Source organism: Halomicronema sp. CCY15110, from assembly GCF_016888165.1.
Taxonomy (GTDB): domain Bacteria; phylum Cyanobacteriota; class Cyanobacteriia; order Phormidesmidales; family Phormidesmidaceae; genus Halomicronema.
Genome location: NZ_JACSWC010000139.1, coordinates 1 through 6,765, shown reverse-complemented (window position 1 = coordinate 6,765; position 6,765 = coordinate 1). Strand labels below are relative to the sequence as shown.

The following is a 6,765-nucleotide window of genomic DNA, read 5'->3' as shown; positions in this document are numbered from 1 at the left end:
ACCTGGTACCACAATATTGCGTTGCTAGAGAAGCTGAAGGATCCCCAAGAACGCCTCTGGTATGCTCGCGAGGCGATCACTCATGGTTGGAGCCGGAATGTCATGGTGGCGCAGATTAAGAGCCGCCTGTATCAGCGGGAAGGTGAGGCCGTCAATAACTTTGCCAAGACTCTACCCGCCCCACAGTCGGAGTTGGCCAGGCAGATTGTTCGCGATCCTTACAACTTCGACTTTTTAACCCTATCCAAAGACGTTGAGGAACAGGAGCTAAAGCGGGCATTAGTCAAACACATGCGCGACTTCTTGCTCGAACTTGGCATGGGGTTTGCCTTCATCGGTCATAACTACCCGGTCACCGTTGGTGACCAAGATTTCCAAATTGACTTGTTGTTCTACCATCTGGAGCTGCGCTGCTTTGTGGTTATTGAACTAGAGATGGGTGATTTCAAGCCTGAGTATTCGGGCATGATGAATTTTTACATCGCGGCCATCGATGACCAGAACCGCAAAGAGTATGACCAGCCAACGATTGGCATCATCCTGTGTCAGACCCGGCATAAAGCGATCGCGGAGTATGCCTTGAGTAATCTACGCAATCCGATCGCTGTGGCGGAACATCACTGGCCGGAAGTCCCGTCAGATGCTCTACCCAGTGCCGAACGACTGGAATCAGAGCTAGAAAATGCGGTGCGTCAGATAGAAGGGAAGCCTGACGAAGACTCATAACTCGACTTGAATCTTTTGGGACACTCTGAAAGCATTGCCATAAGCCCATTAGCACCACCTATGCACACCTATTTGGGACACCCTTTTTAGTTGACGTAGGTAGCCTCCTGCCAGTTGGGGATTCCGAGGTAATCGCGAGCGATCGCCTGTAACACTGCATCCTTGTCCTGCACCGAGCGATTGTGGCGACTGCCAATCATGTAGCGCTCATGGATCTCCTCAATTTCCGCCTCCTTTTCAGCAATGACCTCTTTAATGGCGGGAAGATAACTCGCCCCCACTAAAACCGCTAGACTGCGAATCGACGGGAAAGAAATGCGTAGCCGCAGGTCCGCTCGCTCCTGAGCCGTATTCCACTTGATGATGGCATCAATGACATCGGCAACTTTGTCTGTCGAGTCAGCCCGGTCAGAATGACGTGAGACGGCCTCTGTCTTCGGAGTCTTCGCAGGTTGGCTAGCTACCGACTCCTCTGTGGATGCGGGTTCTGGTTTTGAAGTTGGCTTTTCTGTTGGTGGCGCTGACGCCTTTTCTTCCTTCAAACGGCCTCCGCTGCGACCCCCCAGAAGATCCTGGATGGCGTTGAGCTGCGATCGCGTTTCCTCCAGTTCCGCTTCCAGTTCGGTATTGCGAGCCTCTAGCTGCGCATTGCGCTCCTTCAAGGTGGCGACCTCATCGGTGTCTGCGGGCCGCGACGCAAATTTTTGATGCTCCTGTTCCAGCGCGTGATACTGCTGCCGCAGGGTTTCAATTTCCTGCGTGAACCAGTTGATGGCCTGAGCAAACTCACTGGCCGTTTTCACTTCCTGGCTTTCCGCTTGGGCAGCCTTAGCCTCAAATTCTCTCAGCAGGGCGTGGAATACATCCGCTGTGGTGCCCGTAATGCCCTGGTGGGCCATGAGGTCAGTGATGCGCTCCAGGTCATCCGCGTAGACGTTGGGGCGCTTGATGGTGGGTTGCGCAACATCAGATTTAGTCATCGTGGGTGATTCCTGGGTGTGCAGTTCTGTAGATGTTTCATCGGGTTGCTCTAAGGTGAGTTCTGGAGCCGCTTCAGCCTCCAGGTTCTCCTCGGTGACGGCGGTCTCGGTGCGATGGTATCGAGGCTGCCGAAATACCTCGACAACTTCCAGGTCGGGCACTTGGCCTAACTTGATGCCTAAGCGGCCATCGCGATTACCTTGACCATTGCCAATGGCGTAGTCGTCGTAATTGGAGCGGGCGGCGTAGTTCGGGAGCTTTTTGCCATCTTGGGTGATCGTGAAATGCCCTTGAATTTCCGCCTTAAACTGATGCTCCGGCACCGACGGCGGACAATACCAGTGCGCGGCAATGGTGGCGTAGACGGCTCGGAAAATGTGGGTGTAGAGAGTATCTTTGTCAGTTCTGACAGGCACTAAGTCGCTGAAATGCTCGTGACACTTGTCGGCGATCGCCCCACTGTAGAGCTGATTGACCTTTTGCTTCGCTTGCCGATCGGATAGCCCCTGTAACTTCAGCTCATCGGTTCTCAATCCCTGCTGTAGGCGCTGAATGGCCGCTAATACTTCCTGTGCGGGTGCCAACGTGGGAATCTCGATGGTGATGTCCTGCGTCTCCTTCCGCTTGGCCATCTGGCTAAAATTCAAGCTCCAGGCTGACTTGAGTGAAAAGGTTGAGATCAGGATTTCGCTAATCCGCCGTCCAATGAGCACCGCCAGTCCGGCCCCGACCTCTGACCATTCCGCACTGCTGATTAAGGTTCTGGCCCGTTCGACGATCGCTTCAGCGGCGTCACTGGTGATGAAGCGAGTTTCGCGATCGGCAATCCGCTCCCGCTGCTGGTCGTTGAGGATGCGGTATTGCTCCGTCGAGAGCGCAACTAAATCAATGGCTGGATGATTGGGGGCAAACACCTTAATGGCTTGCACCACATTCGAGCGATAGTTTTTCTGCTGAGCTGGCGTATCGAGACCTCGGGAGGCAAATTCCTCGTCCAGCTCATGGGCAAACGCTTCTGGACTAAGTCTTTCGGTCTCCAACTCCAAGACATAGAAGCGAATGAATTGCTTGAGCCATTTGGTAGAGCCGCAGTTTTCAGCAGACTGGAGCCAGTTCTCGGCTAGTGGTTGCGCTGTAGGCATTATCCTTTCCTGCTTTAGCTGTCTTGATGGGAGCAGGTCACCTTCTACAGAGAAAAATACCGCTGAGGTGAGAGCCTGTCATTGAGGTAAGCACACCGATGCGCCAAAACTTGCGGCACTCGCTCGGCATTCCAGGAAGCGCCAGAGATTTTTGTGCGTTGGTTAATTTGCTTCACCCAGGACTCAACATCGCCTGAGCCAATCGGCCACCCTTCTTCCTGATAGTAACGATAGTTGGGAATCCGCCCTCGATGCCGCTCCAGATAACCGTAGAAGCGTTTAGCGGCGGCCGAGTCAGCGTCCTCTAAGGCCGCCATGGCGGCGTCTACCTGACCTTGCCATAAAAAATCACGAACCGTCTCTAAGCATTCGGCGGTTGCCGGAACTTGATGTAAATTCTCCATCAAGTGAAACCAATCGAGGATTTCGTGACGTTGGCGGTCGCAGCCAATCTGGGCATAGATCCCCCAAACCCCATCATGACCATCGCCCAGACAGTCCACTATCGGCGCTAACGGCAGGCCATTGGCCCATTCAATCAGATGGTCGTTGTCTTTGAACCAGGCCATGCCCTGATGCTGCTCACCCAAATTCAAGGCTTGATATTCGCGCCACTCAGTCGCTTCTCCCAGCGGCGTGCGCAAGCGAATCATGCCGCCATCCAGACTCATTTGTTCGACCGGAACCTCGCTCGTGGGCCGTTCAAAGTCATGACGGGCTTCTAAATGCTGCTGCGTTTTCGCACTCACCCGACGTCCCGTTTGCACCGCAATTTCATCCGCCGCTTGAGCATCAGAAACAACCGCACTTTGGCGCAAACAGCAGAGTTCCAAGTAAGGGCTGACCTGTTGCCGAGGACGGACACCGAGTTGTTTGGCCTGTTCACTACTGAGGGATAACCGGCCCAGAATGCTCTCTAATTGGCGGGGGTATCCTTCGCTCGTACCGGTGACGGTTTGGCAAAAAACTCCCCAATCACCGGCGTGACATGGGCTTGCACTTGAGCGCGCACCGTGGATTCGATAGCTCCCAAATTCGCCATCGGCTGGTCTTGCTCGCAGGCTTCCTGATACAGCAGTGCCGCGATGCGTTGACTGCACTGTAAAAGTTCTTGGCGTTCCGCTGGAGTCATGAGGGCACCCATCCAAATATCGCTACAGCCTTACTCTAATTTTTCTCTCCAGAAAGTGACCTGCTCCCGTCAAAACAACCAAAGCGATCGCAAAACAGCAAACAGAACAGAGAACAGACAAATGTTCCGCCGGTGCGCGATTTAAGCGCCGTACTGGTGCAGTCGGCATCGAGTGCGAGCGTTTGGACCTGAACCGTGATGAGGCGGTTCAGCGGCTATCTGATGTCTACGGGTGGGAGACCAAGAAGTTTGCTGATTTGGATGGAGATGATATGGAGTTGCTGCTAGCGGCGATGACTGGTTGGGACTAAGTGCTTCCGATCATTTGAGGCCGCCACTGGAGTATTTATGGGCTTTAACGAGGACAATATCAAGAAAATCCTTCAAGCTGTTCACGAAAGTAGTGGCTCTACAGAGGAGTTGTCTTCACTGACTGGCATGGAGCCTGATCTGGTAAATCGTTACCTTCATAGTCTGGAGAAAGATGGATATGTTGAAGGTCAGAAAGTCTATCGCTTTAATCATCACAGCAGCGAAGAGTACGTCAACTCTCTGTTGACTATCATAAGGTATGGTGATTTTTGATCAATTAGATAACTGGCAACTGTTTCAGAGTGTGGCTATGTCTTCAAATTATGACTTGAGAGGTTCTAAATTCGGTGGTGGCTTTGCGGCTGAGGGCGGCATTCAGGTTGGGGGAACGTTGAACGATCTCTCTCAGACTGAGGATCTGACTGAAGCTGCCAGTAAGATTCAGCAGCTCCTGACGCAACTGCAATCTCAATCCGCTTCCGAGGATGTCGCCCACGATGAAGCGGCCAAGGCCCTGGCGGCCCAGGCTCAGCAAGATCCGACGCTGATGGGTAAGTTGGTGAACTGGGGGAAGGCGCTTGGAGGAGATGCTTCTAAGGCGGCGACGAGTGAAGCCGCTAAAGTCGCCGGCGGTCAGGCTGCCAAAGTCGTCATCACCAAGGCGCTGGCTCTGCTTGGACTCTCTTTACTCTGATTTCCGTAGGGGGGCAGCGAGGCACGATGAAACTAAAAGAGGAGTATTTGAAGAGTATTCTTCAGGTAATTGCTAAAGGAATAGGTTCAGCAGAGCAAATAGCAGTATCAACTGGTCTGAAGCGTTCTCTGGTTAACGTCTATATGGAATTTTTGGCCGATGAGAAGTACATCGAAGGTCAAACCAGTTTTCCTATTGGCGATGTCGGAGATCCAGAGTACTTCAGTTCTACGCTGCTGCAAAAAGGCAAGCTCGCTGTAGACGACTTGAGTAGTTGGGTCTTTCAAGAAAACGCTCACTCTACAATTTATGACTTGAGAGGTGCCCAGTTTGGCGGTGGTTTTGCTGCTGGCGGTGGTGTCCAAGTTGGCGGAATTTTAAATCAAAACTTATCTGAGGCATCTAGATCATCTACTGAGCAATCTGTACCCAGAACAAATGGAACAAACAATCAGCAGCCATTAAAAGATCTAAAAGAGAGTTTTCAAGAGAAACAAGCACCTGACAATCAAATACCACAGGAAAAGATAGAGCGTCAGAGAGGATCATTTGGCGATGGCGTTGCCATCAATAAATTTAAAGAAAACCCATTTAATCATCCTTTTTGTACAGTATATTTAGAGTCAGTCCCACCTGACAGAAAAATTTTCGCCTTAAGAGTTGTGAAAGGTTTAACTAAACTGGGATTGAAGGAGGCTAAAGAATTAATAGAGTCTGCACCCACACCTGTTTTTACAGGTGTTTATAGCCAGGACACTCAAGAGGCTGTAAATTCTTTAACCGAGGCAGGTGCTAGAATTTCAATCACGCAGTCCACCTGTTTTAGCTCAGAATATTTTGGAGAAAACTACTATACTAAATTGAGGGATTTGCTAGCAGCCAAAGCTTGGAGAGAGGCAAATCTGGAAACTATGAACAGAATGTGCGAAGTCATTGCTCAACAGAAGAGAGGTGGCCACATTGATATGTCAATCATATTAGAGATGTCAATGGAAGAGCGGGAGGGAAAATCAGGCTTATCTCCAAAAGAAAAAAGTATTTTAAGATCAGAGATAAGCAAACTCGATAATTTGGTGGGATATTTACAAAAAGAAGATATTATTAGTTTTCCTTGTAGAGATCTCTGCATCATTGATCATCTATGGCTATTTTATAGTCAAGGAAGGTTTGGATTTAGCGTTCAAAAAAAGGTATGGGAAGGTTTCAAAAGCCCAACTTCATACAATAAAAACTGGGAAAAGTTTGGAGAAATTGTGGGCTGGAAAGATCGGGGTAGATGGCCAGGCTGGCTTAGTTGGTTTTTTGATTTAGAGAAGTATTCTTTTAATGAAAGAGCTCCAGAAGGTCATCTACCAGTCTTAATGAGAATTGGTCAAAAACGAGATATGGACAATAATGTTTTATTGATACCCTGTCCGAAAGCTGAGTTGTTTTCTTCTCTTTCATTGAGACTAGAAGAATGTAAGATATGAGTTATTTACCCGATTGAAATCGTCAGCGTATTAATGGAAAATATTTACTTTGGCTATCCCTAACATGGTGTAGCCTAAGGAATGATGTGAATTTTAGAGTTTCATATCGAATCTCCTTTTAAGAGGGTGTTTTAAAAGTTTTGGCGGGTCAAATTTTACGCCAAGCGCCTGACCATGATGCGGATCATCGCGAGGGCACTGTCAACTTAACTTTCGTGGTAGGCTTTGTCAGCATCTGTCAGGGCGAGTCCATGAGCGTCAGTTACAAATACCATCGCTTTCCGATTGAGATCATTCGTCACTGCG

At 50.0% G+C, this 6,765-nt stretch carries 7 protein-coding genes; 5 read left to right on the top strand and 2 right to left on the bottom strand.

The genetic code is table 11. The features are described 5' to 3' along the window. Nucleotides 1-726, top strand: a 726-nt coding sequence (locus JUK32_RS02660) for a YhcG family protein (protein WP_204137304.1), incomplete at its 5' end; no start/stop codon positions are given. A gap of 86 nt (nucleotides 727-812) precedes the next feature. On the opposite strand, the gene JUK32_RS02655 is transcribed toward JUK32_RS02660, so the two are convergent. After that, entirely contained in the window at nucleotides 813-2,849 is a 2,037-nt protein-coding gene (locus JUK32_RS02655; RefSeq protein WP_204137303.1) for a protelomerase family protein, read from the bottom strand. A gap of 44 nt (nucleotides 2,850-2,893) precedes the next feature. Continuing rightward, nucleotides 2,894-3,981, bottom strand: a protein-coding gene (locus JUK32_RS02650; protein WP_239112263.1) for an ISKra4 family transposase whose coding sequence is annotated in 2 segments (ribosomal slippage) — nucleotides 2,894-3,810 and nucleotides 3,810-3,981 — 1,089 coding nt in all. Because the reading frame shifts where the segments join, the coding sequence is not laid out codon by codon here. A gap of 182 nt (nucleotides 3,982-4,163) precedes the next feature. Here JUK32_RS02650 and JUK32_RS27875 point away from each other — a divergent pair. The 4 genes from JUK32_RS27875 to JUK32_RS02635 are packed head-to-tail and all read left to right on the top strand — an operon-like array spanning nucleotide 4,164 to nucleotide 6,459. Further along, the gene (locus JUK32_RS27875; RefSeq protein ID WP_255538012.1) at nucleotides 4,164-4,292 is read left to right on the top strand and encodes a hypothetical protein; all 129 of its coding nucleotides are present in this window, start codon (nucleotides 4,164-4,166) and stop codon (nucleotides 4,290-4,292) included. Between the two features lie 37 nt (nucleotides 4,293-4,329). Further along, nucleotides 4,330-4,566 carry a hypothetical protein gene (locus tag JUK32_RS02645; protein WP_204137302.1) on the top strand — a complete coding sequence of 79 codons (237 nt, stop codon included), beginning with the start codon at nucleotides 4,330-4,332 and terminating at the stop codon, nucleotides 4,564-4,566. 37 nt (nucleotides 4,567-4,603) lie between these two features. Next, complete coding sequence (locus tag JUK32_RS02640) at nucleotides 4,604-4,987, top strand: hypothetical protein (RefSeq protein ID WP_204137301.1); 384 nt, start codon at nucleotides 4,604-4,606, stop codon at nucleotides 4,985-4,987. Between the two features lie 26 nt (nucleotides 4,988-5,013). Then, the gene (locus tag JUK32_RS02635; protein WP_204137300.1) at nucleotides 5,014-6,459 is read left to right on the top strand and encodes a ribosomal protein L7/L12; all 1,446 of its coding nucleotides are present in this window, start codon (nucleotides 5,014-5,016) and stop codon (nucleotides 6,457-6,459) included. The last annotated feature ends 306 nt before the right edge of the window (nucleotides 6,460-6,765 follow it).